This is a genomic window from Paractinoplanes aksuensis (assembly GCF_024137025.1).
GTDB lineage: Bacteria > Actinomycetota > Actinomycetes > Mycobacteriales > Micromonosporaceae > Actinoplanes > Actinoplanes aksuensis.
In genome coordinates, this window is sequence record NZ_JAMYJR010000026.1 from 1 (window position 1) to 19,330 (window position 19,330).

22 protein-coding genes and 1 tRNA gene are annotated in these 19,330 nt (G+C 69.2%); 16 read left to right on the forward strand and 7 right to left on the reverse strand.

Going from position 1 to position 19,330, the window contains the following annotated elements; genetic code table 11:
* Positions 1–121: 121 nt before the first annotated feature.
* Positions 122–1,783 (reverse strand): metallophosphoesterase, encoded by a 1,662-nt coding sequence (locus tag M1L60_RS22450; RefSeq protein WP_253239695.1) that lies wholly within the window; start codon positions 1,781–1,783, stop codon positions 122–124.
* A gap of 173 nt (positions 1,784–1,956) precedes the next feature.
* Between M1L60_RS22450 and M1L60_RS22455 the strand changes: the two genes are divergently transcribed.
* Positions 1,957–2,033: transfer RNA gene (locus M1L60_RS22455), tRNA-Thr, on the forward strand.
* Between the two features lie 69 nt (positions 2,034–2,102).
* On the opposite strand, the gene M1L60_RS22460 is transcribed toward M1L60_RS22455, so the two are convergent.
* Positions 2,103–2,561, reverse strand: coding sequence for a DUF2231 domain-containing protein (locus M1L60_RS22460; protein ID WP_253239441.1), 459 nt, complete (start codon positions 2,559–2,561; stop codon positions 2,103–2,105).
* 400 nt (positions 2,562–2,961) lie between these two features.
* Between M1L60_RS22460 and M1L60_RS22465 the strand changes: the two genes are divergently transcribed.
* From M1L60_RS22465 to M1L60_RS22485, 5 genes are all read left to right on the forward strand, one after another.
* Positions 2,962–3,411: a DUF6232 family protein gene (locus tag M1L60_RS22465; protein WP_253239442.1), complete on the forward strand. Its 450-nt coding sequence runs from the start codon at positions 2,962–2,964 to the stop codon at positions 3,409–3,411.
* 162 nt (positions 3,412–3,573) lie between these two features.
* The gene (locus tag M1L60_RS22470; RefSeq protein ID WP_253239443.1) at positions 3,574–4,491 is read left to right on the forward strand and encodes a helix-turn-helix domain-containing protein; all 918 of its coding nucleotides are present in this window, start codon (positions 3,574–3,576) and stop codon (positions 4,489–4,491) included.
* Positions 4,492–4,545: 54 nt separating this feature from the next.
* Positions 4,546–4,740: a DUF397 domain-containing protein gene (locus M1L60_RS22475; protein ID WP_253239444.1), complete on the forward strand. Its 195-nt coding sequence runs from the start codon at positions 4,546–4,548 to the stop codon at positions 4,738–4,740.
* A 317-nt stretch (positions 4,741–5,057) separates the two neighbouring features.
* Positions 5,058–5,252: a DUF397 domain-containing protein gene (locus M1L60_RS22480; protein WP_253239445.1), complete on the forward strand. Its 195-nt coding sequence runs from the start codon at positions 5,058–5,060 to the stop codon at positions 5,250–5,252.
* A 60-nt stretch (positions 5,253–5,312) separates the two neighbouring features.
* Positions 5,313–5,864, forward strand: coding sequence for a DUF6226 family protein (locus tag M1L60_RS22485; RefSeq protein ID WP_253239446.1), 552 nt, complete (start codon positions 5,313–5,315; stop codon positions 5,862–5,864).
* Between the two features lie 121 nt (positions 5,865–5,985).
* On the opposite strand, the gene M1L60_RS22490 is transcribed toward M1L60_RS22485, so the two are convergent.
* On the reverse strand, positions 5,986–7,095 hold the full coding sequence (locus M1L60_RS22490) for a geranylgeranyl reductase family protein (protein WP_253239447.1): 1,110 nt from the start codon (positions 7,093–7,095) through the stop codon (positions 5,986–5,988).
* A gap of 43 nt (positions 7,096–7,138) precedes the next feature.
* Here M1L60_RS22490 and M1L60_RS22495 point away from each other — a divergent pair, with 43 nt between their 5' ends.
* From M1L60_RS22495 to M1L60_RS22520, 6 genes are read left to right on the forward strand one after another with little or no spacing between them, the layout of a single operon-like run.
* Complete coding sequence (locus M1L60_RS22495; RefSeq protein WP_253239448.1) at positions 7,139–7,699, forward strand: sugar O-acetyltransferase; 561 nt, start codon at positions 7,139–7,141, stop codon at positions 7,697–7,699.
* A complete protein-coding gene (locus tag M1L60_RS47925; RefSeq protein WP_253239449.1) occupies positions 7,696–8,265 on the forward strand; it encodes a TetR/AcrR family transcriptional regulator in 570 nt (189 codons plus the stop codon). Before M1L60_RS22495 ends, M1L60_RS47925 begins: the two co-directional genes overlap by 4 nt.
* Complete coding sequence (locus M1L60_RS22505) at positions 8,262–9,503, forward strand: MFS transporter (RefSeq protein ID WP_253239450.1); 1,242 nt, start codon at positions 8,262–8,264, stop codon at positions 9,501–9,503. The genes M1L60_RS47925 and M1L60_RS22505 overlap by 4 nt, the downstream gene beginning before the upstream one ends.
* Positions 9,504–9,520: 17 nt before the next feature.
* Positions 9,521–10,087 carry a hypothetical protein gene (locus M1L60_RS22510; RefSeq protein ID WP_253239451.1) on the forward strand — a complete coding sequence of 189 codons (567 nt, stop codon included), beginning with the start codon at positions 9,521–9,523 and terminating at the stop codon, positions 10,085–10,087.
* Positions 10,088–10,106: 19 nt separating this feature from the next.
* Positions 10,107–10,370: a hypothetical protein gene (locus M1L60_RS22515; protein ID WP_253239452.1), complete on the forward strand. Its 264-nt coding sequence runs from the start codon at positions 10,107–10,109 to the stop codon at positions 10,368–10,370.
* A gap of 6 nt (positions 10,371–10,376) precedes the next feature.
* Positions 10,377–10,901: a GNAT family N-acetyltransferase gene (locus tag M1L60_RS22520; RefSeq protein ID WP_253239453.1), complete on the forward strand. Its 525-nt coding sequence runs from the start codon at positions 10,377–10,379 to the stop codon at positions 10,899–10,901.
* Between the two features lie 3 nt (positions 10,902–10,904).
* On the opposite strand, the gene M1L60_RS22525 is transcribed toward M1L60_RS22520, so the two are convergent.
* Both M1L60_RS22525 and ku read right to left on the reverse strand, forming a co-directional pair.
* Positions 10,905–11,393, reverse strand: coding sequence for an NUDIX domain-containing protein (locus M1L60_RS22525; protein WP_251799261.1), 489 nt, complete (start codon positions 11,391–11,393; stop codon positions 10,905–10,907).
* Positions 11,394–11,406: 13 nt separating this feature from the next.
* Positions 11,407–12,294 (reverse strand): non-homologous end joining protein Ku, encoded by an 888-nt coding sequence (gene ku, locus M1L60_RS22530; RefSeq protein WP_253239454.1) that lies wholly within the window; start codon positions 12,292–12,294, stop codon positions 11,407–11,409.
* 93 nt (positions 12,295–12,387) lie between these two features.
* Between ku and ligD (M1L60_RS22535) the strand changes: the two genes are divergently transcribed.
* From ligD (M1L60_RS22535) to M1L60_RS22550, 4 genes are read left to right on the forward strand one after another with little or no spacing between them, the layout of a single operon-like run.
* The gene (gene ligD / locus M1L60_RS22535) at positions 12,388–13,338 is read left to right on the forward strand and encodes a non-homologous end-joining DNA ligase (protein WP_253239455.1); all 951 of its coding nucleotides are present in this window, start codon (positions 12,388–12,390) and stop codon (positions 13,336–13,338) included.
* Positions 13,328–14,236 carry a non-homologous end-joining DNA ligase gene (ligD, locus tag M1L60_RS22540; RefSeq protein ID WP_253239456.1) on the forward strand — a complete coding sequence of 303 codons (909 nt, stop codon included), beginning with the start codon at positions 13,328–13,330 and terminating at the stop codon, positions 14,234–14,236. Before ligD (M1L60_RS22535) ends, ligD (M1L60_RS22540) begins: the two co-directional genes overlap by 11 nt.
* A gap of 33 nt (positions 14,237–14,269) precedes the next feature.
* Positions 14,270–14,614, forward strand: coding sequence for a PadR family transcriptional regulator (locus M1L60_RS22545; RefSeq protein ID WP_253239457.1), 345 nt, complete (start codon positions 14,270–14,272; stop codon positions 14,612–14,614).
* Positions 14,611–15,024, forward strand: coding sequence for an HAAS signaling domain-containing protein (locus M1L60_RS22550; protein ID WP_253239458.1), 414 nt, complete (start codon positions 14,611–14,613; stop codon positions 15,022–15,024). The genes M1L60_RS22545 and M1L60_RS22550 overlap by 4 nt, the downstream gene beginning before the upstream one ends.
* A gap of 7 nt (positions 15,025–15,031) precedes the next feature.
* Here the strand turns inward: M1L60_RS22550 and M1L60_RS22555 are convergent, their stop codons facing one another.
* Together M1L60_RS22555 and M1L60_RS22560 are read right to left on the reverse strand one after the other, a co-directional pair.
* Positions 15,032–16,693: a DNA repair helicase XPB gene (locus tag M1L60_RS22555; RefSeq protein WP_253239459.1), complete on the reverse strand. Its 1,662-nt coding sequence runs from the start codon at positions 16,691–16,693 to the stop codon at positions 15,032–15,034.
* A gap of 139 nt (positions 16,694–16,832) precedes the next feature.
* On the reverse strand, positions 16,833–19,292 hold the full coding sequence (locus M1L60_RS22560) for a helicase-associated domain-containing protein (RefSeq protein ID WP_253239460.1): 2,460 nt from the start codon (positions 19,290–19,292) through the stop codon (positions 16,833–16,835).
* Positions 19,293–19,330 lie beyond the last annotated feature (38 nt).

Genomic DNA, 19,330 nt, shown 5'->3' on the forward strand with positions numbered 1-19,330 from the left:
GCTGTGACGAGCCCGCGCTGTGACGAGCCCGCGCTGTGACGAGCCCGCGCTGTGACGAGCCCGCGCTGTGACGAGCCCGCGCTGTGACGAGCCTAGTGGGTAGGCGTCGCGCAGCTGTTGGTCAGCGGACTTCGATCGGTGCTTCGATGCGGTGGGGGACCAGCGGGTCTCGGGGGTGCAGCCAGGAGACGTCGGGGGCGCCGTGCGGGTCGGGCGTCCACTTGCGACAGATTTTGTCGATGCCGATGGGGTGGATCGTCAGGGTGCCGTCGGCGGCGATGTGCATGCGGAGGAAGCTCTTGGCGTCCTCGATGCCCTGCCCGGCGTACAGCTCGTTGACGTTGACGTCGACAGTGGACGCGATCAGCAGGTAGAGCGCGGTCAGCTGGGTCGCCAAGAATCCGATGACCGGCCCGTACAGGACTGCGGCGACCACCAGCGGGCCGGGCCACGTCCAGTCGTGGAAGGGCAGTTGCAACCACAGCCAGGTGCCGCCCGCGGCCAGGCCGATGTGGGCGAACGCGTGCAGCAGACCGGCCACCCAGTGCCGGGCATGTTTGGGCCGGTCGGCCTTGGGCGGCTGGGCGAACGCCACCGACCCGGCCAGGATCAGCACCAGCATGACGGTCAAGGGGATGCTGAACAGCCGCTGCACGATGCCCGCATTGCCGGCCGCGGCGCCGGCCATCGCCAGCATGGTGAGCACGTGGATGATGCCGAGCATCGTGGCGAACCCGGGGTTGCGCTTCACCACCCGGCCGAACACACCCCAGGCCATCCGCTTCGAGCTCGCGGCATCCGGATAGGACGAGCGGAACGCGTACGGCTTGCTGGCGCTGCGGCTGCGGGTCAGCGTGTCGGGCTGGGGCACGACCAGCTCTTTCGGAAGCTGCTGGGTGCCGAGCAGGTAGGCGCCGCCGCCACCGCACGTGATCAGCTCACGTTCGGGGTCGCTGTAGCGGGCGTAGTGGTGCAGGTCGCCGGAGACGAGCACTCGCGTGGACGCCCCGGTCGGGTCGAGCGTCTTGCGGATGAAGTAGTCGATCGCGTCGTACTCTTCCGGCTTGTCGACCGACTTGACCCACTTCGGCGACGGCGTCATCAGGATCACGCGGTCGTCGTGGCCGACGTGCCGGGCCGCCTCTTCGAAATAGCCGAGCTGGGGATCGTCGATGTAGGCGCCGAACTGCTCGTCGATCGCGAACAGCCACCAGTTCGCCGGTAGCTTGACCGCGAAATAGGAGCGCCGCTGCTCGGTGCGCCACCCGCCGATGTGACCGTCGCGGCGGCGCGCGAAGAGCCGGATGAAGGCAGTGAGACCGTCGTACCAGTCGTGGTTGCCCGGCAGCGCGAACAGCGTCGGCTGGGGCGAATCGACCGGCGGCTCGGGCAGGGCAGCGCGGTAGGGCCCTTTCATGCGGCTCTCGTAGCCGTCGCCGCTGGCCAGCGGATAGACCTGGTCGCCACCCATGAGCAGCAGCCGCCCGCGGGGCAGTGAGGCGCCGTCGACCTCGATGCTCGGCTGGGCCATCAGGTAGGCCACCGAATACGTCGCGTCGAAGCCGTCGCCCAGGTCGGCCACGTAGTCGAGCCAGATCTCGCCGTCGGCGGTCTGCGAATGATCGAACCAGTCGCCGTCGAGCGCGTTCTGCAGCTCGCGCTTGTCGAGATAGGCCCCGAAGAGCACGGCCAGCAGCGTGCGCAGACCCGTGCTGAGCAGCAACAGCGGCGCGAGCCAGCCCACCGGCCGCTGCGGCGTGAAGCCCAGCTGCTGAGGATCCATGCTCGCGGGCCGCGGCGGCACGACCGGGCCCGAGGGGGGAGGTTGCGGGTGATCGACGGTCACGCCAGGCACACTAGACCCGCCCCCTGACAGAACCGTCGTCGATCCTTCGGCGCCTTTGGGGGTGGCCCCGCCGACCCGCCGGGCCGCATACCGTACACTTGTTTCTCGTTGCCGCCTTAGCTCAGTCGGCTAGAGCGACGCACTCGTAATGCGTAGGTCGACGGTTCGATTCCGTCAGGCGGCTCCACGCAGAAGCCCAGGTCATCGACCTGGGCTTCTGGCATTTCGGCGTACGGGTGGGGTCTTGACCAAGCCGTCAGTAGCCCCGGTTGCCCACGGCCGCACGGGCGAAGGCCGGGGTGCGGCCGTTGGCGAGTTCACCGCCGAACCAGGCGCCGAAGCCGGAGATGGCCAGCGCGATCAGTTCGAGCAGGAAGAGGCCGACGCCGGCCTCCCGGTTCGGGTCGCCGACCCGCACCATGACGATGACGGCGAAGAGGAACAGCACGCCCATGTTGAGCAGCATCCGCAGCACGCCGATGCGCTTGGCCTCCGGACGGCGGACGAAGGCTACGTCGATCGCGCCCGCGACGGCGGCGGCAATACCGCCGACCAGGCCGGCCACGATGTTCCAGTAGGCCAGCGATCCGACGATCGCCGGGGCCCCGGCCAGGTTGGCGAGGTCGAAGATGATGGCCATCGCGAACAGCCCCAGAGGGAACATCACCAGGATGGGTTGCACCGCCTGGCCCGCGATCTTCAATCGGCTCTCCATGCGGGTTATCGCCCTTCTACCTGCCCAATCACAGGTTCGACAGTGGCATCCGACGTCTGGCCTACCCGGTCGGTTCTTCTATGAAACGCCACAAGCTGGTCGAAGTGACGCGCCCCTCACCCGGTCAGTCGGCTTGCACGCAATCTGCAACATGGCAGATTGAATGGTAGCGGTCGGCCGTACGGCATGCTCTACTGATGACAGAGCAACAAGGGCGGAAGTTGAGGGGAGATTCGAACAACGGCACCCGGCGGCAACCGGGTGCCGTTCTGGCCTCTACGAACGCTCGCTGTTGACTTCTCAGTCAGGTATGACGCGCGAGGCTGGAAATGCATCTCTCCTGTGCCCATGGTGGCCCGGTCTTTCCTCCCTCGCAAGAAGCAGCGGGGAGGAGTGCGCCATGAGTAAACGTACCTACTACAACGGTCCGGACGCCGTGGTTACCGATCAACTCTTCATCTGGCACACCAATCCCCGGCGGAGCTACGCGGTTCGCGACCTCCACCACGTAGGCGTCACACGGGCCGCTTCGAGGCCCGCCTCCCCGATGACTGTTCTCATGGCTGCGGCCGGCACCGTGGCCGCTGTGAGCGCCGGCTGGACGCTGTTCGAGCCGCCGGCCGCGTACGCCGTGCTGCTACTTGCCGTGACGGTTCCCCTGGCATGCGTCCTGCCCGCGACGGTCCGGCGACCGCGCGGGTGGGAACTGCACGCCCTCTATCGCGGTTCTGACGTGGTGCTGTACGCGTGCTCCGAAGAACGTCAATTCAACCAGGTCAAGCGGGCCCTGCGGCGCTCCCTCGAGGCCGCCCGGCCACCCGAACGGGGGCTTGACCTCGCGGCGGCCTGAACCACGAGGCGGATGACCTCGTAGTTTGCCAAAACCCCACCCCTCCGCAATCGTTCTGATAGGACGGTACTAGAGTGCACCTCGCTGACCGCCAGATGGCTATCAGCGAGGTGGCAAGTTACGACGTGGTTACACCCGGACCTCTTCAACGGTGAAGGATCTATGGCCGACGGCGACTCGCCTACTATCGCGCGCCGGCGTGTTCGCATTGCGATACGCGAGGCTCGCGAGGCGATTCCGCTTACCCAGGCGCAGGTCGCCGAAGAGATGGAGTGGTCCCTCAGCAAGGTCATCCGCATCGAGAACGGTGACGTCTCCCTCTCGATCAACGACCTCCGCGGCCTGCTGAATCTGCTGGGCATTCGCGACAAGGCGACCGTCGACTCGTTGCTGGCCGATGCCCGCATCGCGCGGACCCGTAAGCGCCCGGCCTACGCGTGGTGGCAGGAGCCCCGCTTCCGGGAGAGCACGTCCGACGAGTTCCTCAAGTTCCTCGAGTACGAGGCGGAAGCGACGGAGCTGCGCTCGTTCAACGTCTACTACGTGCATGGCCCGCTGCAGACTCCGGAGTACGCGGCGGCGCTGACGGGAGCGTGGCAGAAGAACGACGGCTTCTCCGAGGCGAAGGTAAATGCTCTCGTCGAGATCAGGAGCAAGCGTCTCGAGGCCATGCTTCAGCGGAGCGACCCGCTCAAGTACTACTTTCTGGCCGATCAATCAGTGTTCATGCGCCCGATCGGCGGGGTCGACATCTTCATCCGGCAGCTGCAGGAACTTGTTGCGCTGGCCGACCGTGGACTGTTTGAAATGCGCATGCTGCCGTTCGATGTCCCGCAGACCATCGCGAACAACGGCAGCTTCGAATTGCTGACCGTCGACCCTCTGCACCCCGACCGCGAAGTCATGTATCGCGAGAACGGGATGGTCGACGACACAGTGGAAAACCGTGCCGAAACCGGAAGGCACCGAAAGCGTTTCGACCAACTTTGGCAAGCTGCAATCGACGAGAGCGACACGATCGCCTTCGTCAAGAAGCGCATAAAGGATCTTGGAGCGATCTCTCCGGGCCGTCGAAGTTGAATCAAACTTAATAGGTATTTATCACCTTAATTCGAGAGGCACGGTAGAGTCCAGATGCACGAGGTCGAATCGCCCCAGTGGCGCAAGAGCAGCCGCTGCGCGAGTGGAAACTGCGTCGAAGTGGCAATGGTCGACGGGCAGTACCTGATCAGGGACAGCAAAAACCCTGAGAACCCGGCCCATGCATTCACTGCAGCCGAGTGGTCCGCATTCGTCGCGGGAGTCAAGAACGACGAGTTCGTTTTCTGATCGGATTTTAACACTACCCGCCGCAGGCGGGGATTTTTTTGTGCAAAGGGCGGCATGCTGAATCGCATGTCGCCTTTTGTTCCGGGTCGACTTGTCGGTTTGAATCGGAAATATGCCCTCGGGCAGTGTACGGATCCCGACTCCAGCCTCGGTTGACGGTGTTCCGTAAAAGGCGCAATTTGCTTCAAAAAGGGCGCATCTGCCGGTGGATACCGGGCTTAAGCCGCATACCGTTCGATGTTCACGCCATTCATTCCTGCCGGATCGGGAAATGGTCCCTTAACGTGGACCTCGGGAACCGGCACGGAGGTGCGCAAATGATCAAGTTGACCGCAGAACTGGAATGGCGCAAGACCAAACGCTGCACGAGCGGCAACTGCGTCGAGGTGGCGCTGACCGGGAGTCATGTTCTGGTCCGCAACTCGACCAGCCCGGACGACGTCCTGTCCTTCACTGTTGAGGAATGGGAGGCGTTCGTCGGGGGTGTCAAGGAGGGGGAGTTCTCTTCCTGATGAGGGGAAGTCCGGGCGAAGCGCTGGTGGGTCGTCGGCCGGGGACGGCATACTGCGCTGGTGAGGGCTGACCCGCACGTTGCTCGCTTTGCCGTCCTGCGGGACGCGGCCGAGGCGCTGCTGGACGAGCTGGCGGAGCGATACATGGTCGACCGCCGGGAAAGCAAGGAGTCTCTCGGGGCGGCTGATGCATTGGTGCGGATGGAAAGACTCATGCCGCGTACGCCTGCGGCCGCACCACTGGCCATCGCGTTCACCGAGACGCCGGGCATTGCTCTGCGTCTCGGTCGATGGTGGGTCGAGACGCTGCCGGGGTGCGCGTGCGCCGTTTGCGATGAGGATCCGGCGCAGCTGGTCGAGCTGGTGCGCATCCAGGCCGCGGCCCTCGTCGAGGGTGGGCTGTGGGAGCGGGTGCGGCGTGGGGTCGGTGGCTCCTGGTACGAGAGCCGGCTCATCGGGGTCGGCATCAACGCTCGCCGGGAAGGACCGCTGACCAGGGAAGACTCCCGGGAGGCGCGACGCAGCGGGTTCGCCGCCGCGGTGCAGTGGGCGCCTTGGCCGTTACGCGCGATGCCCGACGATCCAGGCGCGGATCAGAGCCAGCCGATCTAGGCGCGGACCGGAGCCGGTCGATCTAGGCGGCCAGCCAGCCGATCTGAGCGCAGGTCAGGGCCAGCCGATCTGGGCGCAGGTCAGGGCCAGCCGATCTGGGCGCGGACCAGAGACTGCCGGATCAGGCGCGGAACAGGGTCAGCAGGGCTCGGATGCTCGGGCGTTCGATCACGTGGGCCATCGAGAGGTTGCCCTGGCAGAACGATTCGAAGGCGCGCCAGCCCAGCGGTGTGGCCATCGCCGTGTGGACGACCCGGGGGTAGCGGGAGAAGGCGTCCAGCATGCGCCGCCCGGCCGCCATCTCGGGCGCGAGTTCGGTGGTCACCTGACGTTCGTACTGGGAAAGATCTTGCCAGTGCCGGCCGGCCCACCCGCCGCTGCGCAGGGCGTAGCTGATGCCCTCGCGGGTCCACGGCTCGAGCAGGCCGGCGGCGTCGCCGACCACCGCGACCTGACCTCGCCGCAGCGGCGCGTCGGGGCGGCGACAGCGGGTCAGATGTCCGGAGTCGCGGATGACCGGGCGGTCGTTGAGGCCGAGGCGCTGCCGGAAGTCGGCCAGGTACTGCTTCGTCTCGGCGCCGTGGCCCTTGGCCATGATCACGCCGACGGTGAGCTCGTCCTCTTTCGGGAAGACCCAGCCGTACGAGCCGGGGAACGGGCCCCAGTCGAGCAGCACCCGGCCTCGCCACGTCGCGCGGTCGGCCTCGGTGGCGGCCAGTTCCACCTCGAGGCCCAGGTCTTGCTGCTCGAAGCCGACCCCGACGTACCGGGCCGTGATGCCGGCCGAGCCGTCGGCGCCGATGATCGTACGGGCGGAGATCTGCTCACCGTCGGTCAGCGTCACCACGCCCTGGTCGACGGCGCGCACCTGGGCGTTCTGCCGGACCACGGCACCGGCGGTGACGGCGGCCGAATACCAGGCGTGATCGAATTCGTCGCGCCGGACCAGGGTGAGGAACGGCGACGAGGCGGCGTGGCGGGTGAACTCGTTCCGGCCGTCGCGCGTGAAGGTCAACGCCGAGATCTTGTCCCGCGCGGGCACGTCGATGTGCTTCTCGGCGTACGCCAGGGAAGTTCCGATGAGACCGCCGCCGCACGTCTTGTAGCGGGGGTGCTCGGCCCGCTCCAGCACGATCGTGCGCGCGCCGGTGGCGGCTGCGGCCCGTGCTGCCGACAGACCAGACGGCCCGCCGCCGACAATTGCCACATCCCAAGCCGGCTCCGCGATCACGGGGCGGAAGTCTAATCACGCAACCTTATGTACGCTCGTACGCATGACCACGATGCGCGAGCGCATGCTCGCCGGTGAGCTCTACCGGGCCGACGATCCGGCCCTCTTCGACGACATGAACCGGGCCGCGGCGCTCTCCCATCGTCTCAACACGGCCGACCCCACCGACCATGCTCTGCGGCGCGAGCTGCTCACCGAGCTGCTCGGCCGCTTCGGTGAGGACAGCGAGATCCGGCCGCCGTTCCGGTGCGACTACGGCTACCAGACGTTCGTGGGCGCCCGCACCTTCGCCAATTTCGGTCTGATCAGCCTGGATGTGGCGACGGTCACGATCGGCGACGACGTGCAGATGGGGCCGAACGTGCAGTTGCTCACGGCCTGGCACCCGGTTGCGGCCGGGCCGCGGCGCGAGAAGTGGGAGGCCGCCTCGCCCATCGTCATCGGCGACAACGTGTGGCTCGGCGGCGGGGTTCTCGTACTGCCGGGGGTGACCATCGGTGACAACACTGTCGTCGGCGCCGGGGCGGTCGTGACCAAAGACCTGCCACCGAACGTGGTCGCTGTGGGCAATCCGGCCCGCGTGATCCGGGAGGTGGAGCCGTGACCGTCGTGCCCACCGCGCGCTCGCCCCGGCGCTACGACCCCGACCGCAAGAGCCGGATCGTCGACGCGGCCATCGAGGTGATCGCCGACCACGGTGTCGCCGGCACCACCAGCCGGCGCATCGCGGCCGCCGCCGACGTGCCGCTGGGCTCGATCACGTACCACTTCGACAACCTGGAGGACCTGCTCGAACAGGCCTTCCGGCGGCATGCCGAGCTGATGTCGCCGCGCTACGAGGCGCACTTCGAAGGGGTCACCGACCTGGCCGGCTTCGCCGACGCCGTCACCGACCTGATCAACGGGGACGCCGGCGGCGACCCGCGCGACTGGGCGGTGTCGTACGAGCTCTATCTGGCCGCCCTGCGCAACCCGACCCTCCGCAGTGTGACCGACGCCTGGATGCGCCGGTCACGGACGGTTCTGGAGCGCTTCATCGATCCGGTCACCGCCCGGGGGATCGACGCGGTCATCGAAGGCCTCGTCATGCACCTCATCCTGTCCACCGCCACGGACGACCGCGCGGAGACCCGGACGATCGTCGGCCGCTTCCTGGGAGTGCCGCAGTGACCACCGAAGTCGAAGCCACCCCGGAAGTACGGGCGGCGACCCGCGCGGTCTATGCCGCCTTCATCATGGCCGGGGTCGCGGCCGCCAGCTGGGCCTCCCGGATCCCGCAGGTGCGTGACGAGCTCGGTCTGACCCCGTCCGGCATCGGCCTGGTGCTGCTGGCGCTGGCCGCCGGTTCGATCATCTCGCTGCTGCTGGCGGGTCAGGTCGTGGCCCGGTTCGGTTCCAGCCGCACGGTCGCCGTGATGGGCGCGCTACTCGGTGTGGCCCTGATCGGGATCGCGATCGGTTACCAGTTCGGTGTGCTGCCAGTGGTCGTGGGCCTGTTCGCGTTCGGGTTCGCCAACGGCTCGTGGGACGTGGCCATGAACGTCCAGGGCGCGATCGTCGAACGGCGTCTGGGCAAGGCGATCATGCCGCGCTTCCACGCCGGCTTCAGCGTCGGCACGGTGGCGGGCGCCCTGGTCGGGGCGGGGGCGGTCGCGCTCGGCATCTCGGTCACGATCCACCTGGCCGTCACCGCGGTGCTGATCGCGGCCATCGTCATCGTCTCGGTGCGCGCCTTCGTGCCCGACGACGCCGGCCCGGTGCCGGCCGTGACCCCGTCCGACCCGACGATGGTCGGCTCGACCGCGCCGGTCACCAAGCGCAACGGGCTGCACGATGCCCTGGCTACGTGGCGTGAGCCGCGCACGATCATGGTCGGTGTGTTCGTGCTGGCGTTCGCGTTCACCGAGGGTGCCGGGATCGACTGGATCAGCGTCTCGATGATCGACAGCTACGGCACGTCGGCCGCTGTCGGCACGCTCGCCTTCGCGCTCTTCCTGGCCGCGATGACGGCCGGGCGGTGGTTCGGGCCGGCCCTGCTCGACCGGTACGGGCGGGTGGCGGTCGTGCGGGTGCTGGCGGCGGTCAGCCTGGCCGGGCTGGCGCTCTACATCCTGGGACCGTCGACGCCGCTGGCCTTCGTGGGCGCGCTGTTCTGGGGGCTGGGGGCGTCGCTCGGCTTCCCGGTCGGCATGAGCGCGGCCGCCGACGATCCGGCCCACGCGGCGTCCCGGGTGAGTGTGGTGGCCTCGATCGGCTACTGCGCCTTCCTGGGCGGGCCGCCGCTGATCGGCTTCCTCGGCGACCACATCATGGTCAAGAACGCTCTGGTCGCGGTGGCGGTACTGCTGATCATCTCGATCACGATCGCCGGCGCGGTGAAGCCGCTGCCCGAGCCCAAGGTTCCGTAGGCGTACTGTCTCGGCCCGTGGGCAGCAGCTATCAGACGGTTCTGGCCGTCGGTGAACTGGAAGACGTCCGAGCCGCGGTGGCGGGGTGCGGGCAGCGGGCCGTGATCATGCCGATGGGCGAGCGCCGCTGGGCGGTGGTCCCGGAGGGTGACGGGGTTTATGCCGAGACCGACGGACTGGCGACGCGCCTCAAGCTGGCCGCCACGTTCAGCCTGTTCGACTCCGACGTGCTGGTGGCCATGCTGTTCCGCGACGGCGCGGCCTACCACGAGTACCTGTCGGACCAGTCCCAGTTGATGGAGGCCTGGGACGATGACGACAACGAGATCTGGTTCGACATGCTCGGGCGCCCCTATCCGCCCGGCGCGACGCCGCCGTCCGGGGCCTACGGCGCCGACCCCGTGGCCTTCGTACCGCTGGGTCTGGGTCCGGTCGACGAGGCTGAGCTGGCCTCGGCGCTGGCCGGGCCGGAGCGTGACGCCGGCGAGCAGCACCACGCGATCGTGCACGCGCTCAACTTCGAGGACGCTCGCCCGCTGACCATGAAGTACGCCGACGCGGTGGCTTCCGGCCGGGGTGTCTGATTTCGCCGTACGGTGGGGTATGGCCAAGCCTCATCTCCGCCCACCCATGACCCCGGCTCAGAAGGCGACCCCCGACCCCACGCCCGACGCGCTGCCGGCCAGCGAGTTCGGCGTCGTGACGGCCGGCGGCCGGTGTCCCACCTGCGACAAGGTGGTGACCGACGTCAACGCCGAGCCGCTCGACTATCAGGAGCTCGAGGACGGCTCGCTGCTGGTCGAGTCGGTCGTGTTCGTCGTGCTGCCGTGCGGGCACGATTTCACGCGCGAGGTGCGGATACGCTGACCCGCCGTGGATGCTTACGGGGAACAGGTCCGGTTGCGGGCCATGGGTGTGGCCGACGCCGAGTCGTTGTGGCGCTGGAACCACGACGCCGAGGTCATGCGGTGGATGGACGAGGGCTACGCCGAGACCATCGGGCAGGTGGCCAAGTGGCTCGACGAGCGGGCCGGCAACGCGTACGGCGATGTGCTCTTCGGCATCGAGGAGCCGGGCGGCACGCTGATCGGGCTGGTGCGGCTGCACGGCGCCGAACCCGAGACCGGCGTGGCCGACCTGGACATCTACCTCGGTGAGAAGGACTTCTGGGGCAAGGGGTACGCCACCGACGCGATGCGGACGGCCTGCCGGTACGGGTTCGAGAAGATGCGCCTACGCAAGATCACCCTGACCGCGGTCGTCGAGAACGAGGCCGCCCTGCACATCTACCGCAAGGTCGGCTTCGTCGAGGAGGGCCGGCTGCGGCAGGTGTTCCGCCACGAGGGTCAGTGGATCGACAAGTTCACGATGGGGCTGCTGGCCGGCGAGCTGCGCTGACCGCTACTTCATCACCAGGCGGCCGGTGGCCTCGAACTGGGCCAGGTCGGCCAGGGTCTCGTCGAGGACGAACGACTTCGGGCCGGGGAGCGCGTCGAGCGGGAAGAAACCCGCGTCGACCGACTCCTCGGTCTGGCGCAGCAGTTCGCCCTCCCACGTGTGGATCCGGAACGACATGAGGATCTGCTGGTAGGTGTGCCCGTAGTCGTTCGTGTAGGTGTACGCGCTGTAGAACGCGAACGGCGTGAGCGAGGTCGCCCGCAGGCCCGTCTCTTCCCATACCTCGCGGATCGCGCAGTCTTCCATGCTCTCGCCGAGCTCCATCGCCCCGGCCGGAATGGCCCAGCGGTGGTTGTCGGACCGCTGGATCAGCAACAGCCGGTTCTGGTCGTCGAAGATCACGCCTCGCGCCCCGACGAACAGGATCGTGTCGGAATCCCCGACGCTCGCCCGCACCTTGCCCAGGTAAGACTCAGCCCACGTCAATGCCACGGGCCAACTTTAGTCACGCCGACTTCTTCACCGCTTTCTTGGCGGGTGTGGCCTTCTTCGCTGCCGCTTTCTTGGCCGGAGCCTTCTTGGCCGGCGTCTTCTTTTCCAAAGGCGCCGACTCGCCGCGCGCCGCCTTGGCCCGCTCGACCGAGGCCTTCAGGGCCGCCATCAGGTCGACCGCGGCCGCCGGGGCTTCCTCGGCCTCTTCCGGCTGCACGATCTCGCGCCCCTCGACCTTGGCGTCGATCACCTCTTGCAGGGCGGCCCGGTAGTTGTCGGTGAACTCCTCGGCCTTGAAGCTGCCGGCCATCGAGTCGATCAGCGAGCTGGCCATGGCCAGCTCGGCCGGGCGGGTCTCGATGTCCTCGTCGAGGAACCCGAAGTCGGGCGTACGCACCTCGTCCGGCCAGAGCATGGTGTTGAGCACGAGCACGCCCTCGTGCACCCGCAGCGTGGCCAGCTGTTCGCGCTGGCGGATCGCGATCTTGACGATGGCGACCCGGTCGGCGTCCTGCAGCGCGTCGCGCAGCAACACGTACGGCTTGGCCGCCTGGCCCTCGGGCTCGAGGTAGTACGACTTGGCGAACAGGATCGGGTCGATCTGCTCGGCCGGCACGAACTCGAGCACGTCGATCGCGCGCGATGTGGTCAGCGGCAGGTCGGCGAAGTCCTCGTCGGTGAGGATCACCATCTCGCCGCCGCCGATGTCGTAGCCCTTGGCGATGTCGTCGTAGCTGACCACCTCGCCGTCGACCGAGCACGTGCGCTGATACTTGATCCGGCCGCCGTCGGTGCGGTGCACCTGATGGAACCGGATGTCTTTTTCCTCGGTCGCCGAGTACAGCTTGACGGCGATGGACACCAGGCCGAAGGAGACCGCGCCCTTCCAGATCGCTCGCATGACAACTCCTGTACCCGCCGGTGAGACGACCTGATCAGGATGGCATCACTGAGACCCCTGCGTAAGGTGTTCGATCCTGCCTATGGTGATCGGGTGCCTGGTGCGCCGTTGTCTCCGATGCTCGCGACCGCCGGTGCGCTGCCGGTCGGGCCGGGCTGGAGCTACGAGTTCAAGTGGGACGGGGTACGCGTTCTCGCGCTCTTCACCGAGGGGCCACCCGACCTGTTCGCGCGCTCCGGGGCGGTCGTGACGGCGGCGTACCCCGAGATCGCCGACCTCCGGCTGCCCGCGGGCACCCTGGTCGACGGCGAGATGGTCGTGCTCGACGCGGGCGGCCGGCCGTCGTTCACCGCGCTGGCCGAGCGCATGCACGTGCGCGAACGGCTGCGGGCGGCCCGGCTGGCGGTGACCCTGCCGGTCACGTACATGATATTCGACCTGCTCTTTCTCGACGGCCACGACTGCACCGGCCTGCCCTATCGAGCCCGCCGCGAGAAGCTGGTCGAGCTCGGGCTGGCCGGGCCGAACTGGATGGTGCCGCCCTCGTTCGGCGACGGGCCGGCCACCGCGGACGCGGCCCGCGAGAACAACCTCGAGGGCGTGGTGGCCAAGCGGGACGACTCGGGCTACCTGCCGGGCAGCCGCTCGCCGGACTGGGTCAAGGTCAAGTTCGACCGGACCGGGGACTACGTGATCGGTGGTTGGCGGTCCGGCGTACGCAAGCTCGGGGGTCTGCTCGTCGGTGTGCCCACCCCGGACGGGCTGGCGTTCCGGGGCCGGGTCGGCGGGGGCATCGGCGCCGTGGCCGAGAAAGAGCTGCTGGCCGCGCTCGAGCCGCTGGCTCGGAAGGACTCGCCGTTCGCGGCGGGCGCGGTGCCCCGCGAGGATTCCCGGGGAGCCCATTGGGTACGACCGGAGCTGGTGGTCGAGGTCCGCTACGGCAACCGGACGCCGGACGGGCGGTTGCGGTTCCCCCGCTACCTGCGCTTGCGCGACGACAAGTCGGCCGAGGAGTGTGCGGAGGAGGACGACGATGCCCGCTGACCGGTTCCCCGTCTCGATCGACGGCCGGGATCTCGAGCTCTCGAACCTCGACAAGCTGATGTACCCGGCCGCCGGCTTCACCAAGGGCGAGGTCATCGACTACTACACGCGCATCGCCCCGGTCATGCTCCCGCACCTGGCCGGCCGCGCGGTGACCCGTATCCGCTATCCGAACGGCGTCGATGGGGTGCACTTCTTCGAGAAGAACAAGCCCGGGGGTACGCCGGACTGGGTGCGCCTCGAGACGCTGCCGGTGCCCGGATCGACCAGGAGCCGCGAGACCATCGACTTCGTCGTCGTCGACGAGCTGCCTACGCTGGTCTGGCTGGCCAATCTGGCCGCGCTCGAGCTGCACACCCCGCAGTGGCGGATCGGGGCCGACCCCGACCTGCTCGTCGTCGACCTGGATCCGGGGGCGCCGGCCGGGCTCAAGGAGTGCAGCGCGGTGGCCGTGCTGATGCGCGACCGGCTCGAGGCGGACGGGGTCGCGGCCTACCCGAAGACGTCGGGCAAGAAGGGGATGCAGCTGTGCTGCCCGATCTCCGGCACGCAGGACGCCGAGCTCGTGGCGGCGTACGCCAAAAAGGTCGCGGAAGAGTTGGCGGCGATGGTCCCCGGCTCGATCACGGCCAAGATGGCCAAGGCCGTGCGGCCGGGCAAGGTCTTCATCGACTGGAGTCAGAACAGCGCGGCCAAGACCACGGTGACGCCCTATTCGCTGCGGGCCCAGGCCGAGCCGACCGCCTCGACCCCGCTGACCTGGGACGAGGTCGAGGCGGTGGCGACCGGGGCGCAGGAGCCTCGGCACTACCTCGCGACCGAGGTGTTGAAGCGGGTCGAGAAGCACGGTGACCTGATGGAAGACCTGCTCGAACCCGGCCCGGAGCTGCCGGTCTAGACCTACCTTGCGGCGCAAGGTACTGTGTCGCGCATGGCAGAAGCTTCGCAATTGGCGACGAGTCTGCGCCGCGGCACTCTCGAGTTCTGCGTCCTGGCCATGGTCGAGACCGAGGACAGGTACGGCAACGAGCTCGTGCGACGACTGGGCGAGGAGCCCGGTGTGGCCGTCGGCGAGGGCACGATCTATCCGCTGCTCTCCCGGTTGCGCCGGTCGGGTTGGCTGGAGAGCAAATGGGTCGAGTCGCCCAGCGGGCCCCCGCGGCGCTACTACGGCCTGACCCCGGGCGGGCGCTCCGCGCTCGACCACTTCCGCACCGAATGGGTGCAGTTCCGACAGACCGTCGACCGACTTGTGGGCACAGGTGAGGCCGCATGAAGACCCGAGAGAACGACGTCGTCGCCGAATACCTGCGCGAGGTTGATCAGCGCCTGGCCGGCCTCCCCGTCCTGCAGCGCCGCGAGTTGCTCAACGACCTGGCCGCGCACATCGCGGCCGAGCAGGCCGAGCGCAACCTGGCCAGCGAGGGCGAGATCATCGAGGTGCTCGAACGCCTGGGCAGCCCCGAGGTGGTGGCCGCGGCCGCCCACGAAGAGAACGGCACCCGCTTCACGCCGCCCCCGCCAGCCGCCAACCGGAACAAGCTGTGGCTGATCGTGGGGATCGTCGCGGCCGTCGTGCTCGTGCTGGTCACGTGCGGCTTCCTGGCCTTCGCCGGCGCCGACAGCAGCATCGAGGGCCCGGCCCAGCCGGCGGTGACAGCGCCCGAGACGCTGTCACCGTCCTAGCGGGTCGTCAGTCGATCTGGGGCAGGGCTGGGCCGAGGATGTCGTCGGCGTCGACGATCGTGTAGGCGTAGCCCTGCTCGGCCAGGAAGCGCTGACGGTGGGCGGCGTACTCGGTGTCGATCGTGTCCCGCGAGACGACCGTGTAGAAGTGGGCCTGCCGCCCGTCGCCCTTGGGCCGCAGCACCCGGCCCAGCCGCTGCGCCTCCTCTTGCCGCGAGCCGAACGTGCCCGACACCTGGATGGCCACCGCCGCCTCGGGCAGGTCGATCGAGAAGTTGCCGACCTTCGACAGCACCAGCGTCTTCAGCTCGCCCGAGCGGAACGCGTCGAACAGGCGCTCGCGCTCTTTGTTGGTGGTCGAGCCCTGGATGATCGGGGCGTCGAGGTACTCGCCCAGCTGGTGCAGCTGGTCGATGTAGGCCCCGATGACCAGCACCTGCTCATCCGGGTGCTGCTCGACCAGGGCGCGCACGACCGGCAGCTTGGTGCGCGCGGTGGCGGCCACCCGGTAGCGCTCCTCGGCCTCGGTCACCGCGTACGCCATCCGCTCGGCGTCGGTGAGCGTGACCCGCACCTCGACACACTCGGCGGGGGCGATCCAGCCCTGCGACTCGATGTCTTTCCACGGCGCGTCGTAGCGCTTCGGGCCGATCAGCGAGAACACGTCGCCCTCGCGGCCGTCCTCGCGGACCAGGGTCGCGGTCAGGCCGAGCCGGCGACGGGCCTGCAGGTCGGCCGTGAACCGGAAGATCGGCGCCGGCAGCAGGTGGACCTCGTCATAGATGACCAGGCCCCAGTCGCGCGCGCCGAACACGTCGAGGTGGGGATAGGTGCCGCCGCGGCGGGACGTGAGCACCTGGTAGGTGGCGATGGTGACCGCGCGGATCTCTTTGCGCTCGCCGCTGTACTCGCCGATCTCGTCCTCGGTGAGCGACGTACGGGCGATCAGCTCGCGCTTCCACTGCCGCCCGGCCACCGTGTTGGTGACCAGGATCAGCGTCGTCGCCTTGGCCGTGGCCATCGCGGCCGCGCCGACCAGCGTCTTTCCGGCGCCGCAGGGCAGCACCACGACCCCGGAACCACCGGCCCAGAAGCCGTCGACCGCCTCTTGCTGGTACGACCGCAGGGTCCAGCCGTCCTCGGCCAGATTGATCTCGTGGGCCTCGCCGTCGACGTAACCGGCCAGGTCCTCGGCCGGCCAGCCCAGCTTGAGCAGCGCCTGCTTGAGCCGCCCGCGCTCGGACGGGTGGACCGCGATGGTCTCGTCGTCGATCTTGGCGCCGAGCATGCCGGCCAGCTTCTTCGACTTGGCCACCTCGATCAGCACGATCTTGTCGAGGCCGCGCAGCACCAGGCCGTGCCCGGGGTCGTTGACCAGCTGGAGCCGCCCGTAGCGGTCCATCGTCTCGGCCACGTCGACCAGCAGCGCGTGCGGCACCGGGTAGCGCGAGTACTTGATCAGGGAGTCGACCACACTCTCGGCGTCATGCCCGGCGGCGCGCGCGTTCCACAGGCCGAGCGGGGTCAACCGGTACGTGTGCACGTGTTCCGGCGACCGTTCGAGCTCGGCGAACGGGGCTATGGCCATCCGGCACGCCTTCGCGTCCGGGTGGTCGACTTCCAGCAGGAGGGTCTTGTCGGACTGGACGATAAGTGGTCCGCCGCTCACCAGTAACACCCTTCGAAGAGCTCACACCGACCCTCCAGTCTGACACGAAGTCGGTGCAACCTTTCGGCCCGCGACCGCGTTGACAGAGAAGCGCGGGGGAGGCGGGTCGCACCCGACGGGGGTGTGCGACCCGCGCGCGTCAGTTCTCTTCGTCCGGCACCGCGGCCGTGATGCGGTGCAACGCGAAGGTGTGCAGGGTTTCCGTACGCTCGTCCTCGGCCCGCAGATAGCCCGCGCTCAGCGACACCGGCCGCACCAGGCGCGACAACGTGGCGCCGTGCGAGTCAACATAACCCACCCAGACCCGAACCTTTTCCCGTACGGCTTGTTGCAGCACCGCCATGGCTTGGCCGTGTTGCTGCACCGAGGTCAGCCCGGGAACGCCCTGCCCGTTGGCCGCGCGCACGCTCACCGGGGCCCGGCGGGCCGCGCGCGTGGCGATGTCCCCGCGCCGGATCTGCTCGACCACCCCGGCCAGCCGCGGCCCTGACAGCAGCGGCGGGCCGGCCTGGTCGGCCAGGCGGGAGGCCACCGACGTACGGGTCGGCGCGCGGCGCACCTTGGGCCGGCTCAGCACGGCGGCGCCCCCGGCGTCCTCGGCGACCGGCGCGAAACCGGCCTCCCGCAGGCCGCCCAGCAGCCGCACCACCTGCAGCGGGCTGACCAGCACGGTCGGCGCGATCTGACGCAGGCCCAGCGAGCCGAGCCGCTTGTCGGCCATCACCTCGGCCAGCAGCGCCTCGTCGTCGCTGCGCAGATACGAGCCGGCCGAACCGGCGCGCAGGCCACCGTGCTTGCGGGCGGCGTCGTCGATCATGTAGCTCAGCGTCTGCGGCACCGGGGTGCGTGACCGGCGGCGGAACAGCGAGTGCAGGTCGGCCGCCGTGTACCCGACGTCAAGGGCCCGCCGCACACTGGCCGCGGTGACCCGGAACACGCTCGCCCCGCCGGCCGACTCGGGCTCGGCGACCACGTCGAGCTCGGCCGCCAGCTCGGGCTCGGGCGGGCCGGGCACCACCACGGACAGGTCGGCCTGCACCAGCACATGGTCGACCGGAGCCGGGAGCAGGGCATCGAGTGTGCGTACGACATCACCCGGCGGCTCGGTCGCCCCCGGGCGGACGCCGAGCGGATCACCATCGGCGTCGTCGACATCTTCGAAGAGCAGGCGGCCGTACGAGGTGATGGCTCCGAGCGCGGTCACGCCGAGCGCGGCCGCGCTGGTCAGAGCGTCGCGGTGGGCCGCCTCACGACCGCGCGAGCGCCGGGGGGTCTGCCACGCGAGCAGGCCCAGCACCTCGTCGACCTGCGGCGCGGTGCCCGGCTTGAGGTCGGCCAGCACCAGCAGGCCCTCGCGCCGGGCCTGCGGGGCGCCGGCCCGCTCGGCGTCGGGGGCGAGCGCGTTGATCGGGCGGTCGCGGTCGTCGCGCTGCCCGATCAGGCCGGGCTGCCGGGTCATGGCCAGCCAGGCCCGGGCCAGTGAGACCCAGCGCTGGGCGAGGCTGAGCGCCCGCCACAGGTCGTAGGCGCCGGTGGGCAGGAAGATCTCGTCGACCGCGCCCGAGGCCCGGCTCACGGTCACCGAACGGGCGGTGCCGGCCGCATCGGCCTCGCCGAGCAGGCCCGAGGCGTGGGCCACCTCGAGCAGCAGGGCCGCCCCGGGCTCGTCGAGGCCGGCCGTCTTGGCCAGGCGCTTCAGGTCGCGAACGCCCAGACCGCCGGCCCGCAGCACCGGGGCTGGCTCGGCGGCCAGCGCCTCGAGCAGCGCCTCGGTGCTGCGGACGGCCTCCATCACCTGGCCCGCACCGGCCGAGTCGACGGACTTGGGGTCGCGGGCGCTGCCCTCGGGGATCGGCGGGAACGGCCGCAGCGGGCCCAGGGGACCGGTGTCGCGGCGCAGCAGCAGGCCCACCTCGCGGGGCAGTTCGACCAGCTCACCGTCGGCCCGCGGGGCCCGGCCGGCCTCGCTGATCGGCACCAGCACGTGGTTGTCGACCAGCCAGCGCACCGGCTCGCCGGCTGTGCCTTTAGTCCGTTTTTGGGTTGGGTGGGAGTCGCGGCCTAGCGCACCGATCGGCGGACCGGCGGCGAGCCGGTCGAGCACGGCCCGGGCGCCGGGCGGGGCGGCCAGGACCGTACGCCGCAATTTGGCTTTGTCGGCGCAGAGCGCCGCGGCCTGTGGGTCGAGGAAGTCGGCCGGACGCCCCAGACCGGCCGGATAGGGCGAGGTGACCTCGTCGATCGCGGCCACGAGGTGCAGGGAGTCGTCGCCGCCGAACATCAGGAACCGGACCCGCAGGCGGTCGACGGCGACGCGGACATCGGCCGGCTCGACGTCGCAGGCGAGCTCGAGGATCGCGTCGACCGAGGTCAGTGCCGTCTCGGCCGAGCGGCTGAGCCGGGCCGCGTCGAGGACGGCGAGAGTGAACTCGTCGAGGCCGTCCAGACAGCGGGCGACCGAGCCGCGGGACTGGGCCCGGACGGCGAGAGCGGAGATGTCGGCGGGTACGGGGACGACGAGATCCGGGCGCAGCTGAACGAGCGCGCTCAGCGCTTCGTCAGTGAGCGACCGCAGGTGATCGGCGAATGTGGTGGCCATCGTGTTCAACGCTAGCGACCGTGGGACGATATTGGCGT

Bases quoted from the DNA above. Each gene is read 5' to 3' on its own strand.
- M1L60_RS22450 (WP_253239695.1), bottom strand. From the start codon at position 1,783: ATGGATCCTCAGCAGCTGGGCTTCACGCCGCAGCGGCCGGTGGGCTGG.
- M1L60_RS22460 (WP_253239441.1), bottom strand. From the start codon at position 2,561: ATGGAGAGCCGATTGAAGATCGCGGGCCAGGCGGTGCAACCCATCCTG.
- M1L60_RS22465 (WP_253239442.1), top strand. From the start codon at position 2,962: ATGAGTAAACGTACCTACTACAACGGTCCGGACGCCGTGGTTACCGAT.
- M1L60_RS22470 (WP_253239443.1), top strand. From the start codon at position 3,574: ATGGCCGACGGCGACTCGCCTACTATCGCGCGCCGGCGTGTTCGCATT.
- M1L60_RS22475 (WP_253239444.1), top strand. From the start codon at position 4,546: ATGCACGAGGTCGAATCGCCCCAGTGGCGCAAGAGCAGCCGCTGCGCG.
- M1L60_RS22480 (WP_253239445.1), top strand. From the start codon at position 5,058: ATGATCAAGTTGACCGCAGAACTGGAATGGCGCAAGACCAAACGCTGC.
- M1L60_RS22495 (WP_253239448.1), top strand. From the start codon at position 7,139: ATGACCACGATGCGCGAGCGCATGCTCGCCGGTGAGCTCTACCGGGCC.
- M1L60_RS22515 (WP_253239452.1), top strand. From the start codon at position 10,107: ATGGCCAAGCCTCATCTCCGCCCACCCATGACCCCGGCTCAGAAGGCG.
- ku (WP_253239454.1), bottom strand. From the start codon at position 12,294: ATGCGAGCGATCTGGAAGGGCGCGGTCTCCTTCGGCCTGGTGTCCATC.
- ligD (WP_253239456.1), top strand. From the start codon at position 13,328: ATGCCCGCTGACCGGTTCCCCGTCTCGATCGACGGCCGGGATCTCGAG.
- M1L60_RS22545 (WP_253239457.1), top strand. From the start codon at position 14,270: ATGGCAGAAGCTTCGCAATTGGCGACGAGTCTGCGCCGCGGCACTCTC.
- M1L60_RS22550 (WP_253239458.1), top strand. From the start codon at position 14,611: ATGAAGACCCGAGAGAACGACGTCGTCGCCGAATACCTGCGCGAGGTT.
- M1L60_RS22560 (WP_253239460.1), bottom strand. From the start codon at position 19,292: ATGGCCACCACATTCGCCGATCACCTGCGGTCGCTCACTGACGAAGCG.